The organism is Clostridium tarantellae (assembly GCF_009295725.1).
GTDB lineage: Bacteria > Bacillota > Clostridia > Clostridiales > Clostridiaceae > Sarcina > Sarcina tarantellae.
Genome location: NZ_WHJC01000467.1, coordinates 1 through 1,668 on the forward strand (window position 1 = coordinate 1; position 1,668 = coordinate 1,668).

Genomic DNA, 1,668 nt, shown 5'->3' on the forward strand with positions numbered 1-1,668 from the left:
CAGTATTAGATTTGACTTCATTAATAGCATCCACAATAACTTTATTAGAAGTACTTAAAGAATTAGTATCTCCCACAGAGGAAACATCAGCTTTATTTTGAGTTAAATCAGCTACACTAGAAGTAGTAACGTTTAAATTAGCTAAAGTAAAATCAGTGTTGGATTTAACTTCATTAATGGCATCCACAATAACTTTATTAGAAGTACTTAAGGAATTAGTGTCACCTACAGAAGAGACATCAACTTTATTTTGAGTTAAGTTAGCTACACTAGAAGTAGTAATGTTTAAATTAGCTAAAGTAAAATCAGTATTAGATTTGACTTCATTAATAGCATCCACAATAACTTTATTAGAAGTACTTAAAGAATTAGTATCTCCCACAGAGGAAACATCAGCTTTATTTTGAGTTAAATCAGCTACACTAGAAGTAGTGATATTAATATTAGTATTTAAATTAGCTAAAGTAAAATCAGTATTATTCTTAACTTCATTAATAGCATCCACAATAACCTTATTAGAAGTACTTAAGGAATTAGTATCTCCCACAGAAGAGACATCAACTTTATTTTGAGTTAAATCAACTACACTAGAAGTAGTGATATTAATATTAGTATTTAAATTAGCTAAAGTAAAATCAGTATTATTTTTAACTTCATTAATGGCATCCACAATAACTTTATTAGAAGTACTTAAGGAATTAGTATCTCCCACTGAAGAGATATCAGCTTTACTTTGAGTTAAATCAACCACACTAGAAGTAGTAATGTTTAAATTAGCTAAAGTAAAATCAGTGTTGGATTTAACTTCATTAATGGCATCTACAATGACTTTATTGGAAGTACTTAAGGAATTAGTATCTCCCACTGAAGAGACATCAGCTTTATTTTGAGTTAAATCAGCTACACTAGAAGTAGTAATGTTTAAATTAGCTAAAGTAAAATCAGTGTTGGATTTAACTTCATTAATAGCATCCACAATAACTTTATTAGAAGTACTTAAAGAATTAGTATCTCCCACAGAAGAAACATCAGCTTTATTTTGAGTTAAATCAGCTACACTAGAAGTAGTGATGTTTAAGTTAGCTAAAGTGTAATCAGTACTATTTTTAACTTCATTAATAGCATCCACAATAACCTTATTAGAAGTACTTAAGGAATTAGTGTCACCTACAGAAGAAACATCAGCTTTGTTTTGAGTTAGATCAACCACACTAGAAGTAGTGATATTAATATTAGTATTTAAATTAGCTAAAGTAAAATCAGTATTATTTTTAACCTCATTAATAGCATCCACAATAACTTTATTAGAAGTACTTAAAGAATTAGTATCTCCTACAGAAGAGACATCAGCTTTGTTTTCAGTTAAATCAGCTACACTAGAAGTAGTAATGTTTAAATTAGCTAAAGTAAAATCAGTGTTGGATTTAACTTCATTAATGGCATCTACAATGACTTTATTAGAAGTACTTAAAGAATTAGTATCTCCCACAGAAGAGACATCAGCTTTACTTTGAGTTAAATCAGCTACACTAGAAGTAGTGATGTTTAAGTTAGCTAAAGTGTAATCAGTACTATTTTTAACTTCATTAATAGCATCCACAATAACCTTATTAGAAGTACTTAAGGAATTAGTGTCACCTACAGAAGAAACATCAGCTTTGTTTTGAG

Annotated in this window: 1 protein-coding gene; it reads right to left on the minus strand. The window is 28.8% G+C overall.

Annotated features, from left to right (window positions below; translation table 11 throughout):
• Positions 1–1,668: beta strand repeat-containing protein (locus GBZ86_RS17450; RefSeq protein ID WP_170272295.1), on the minus strand; the 1,668-nt coding region annotated here is incomplete at both ends.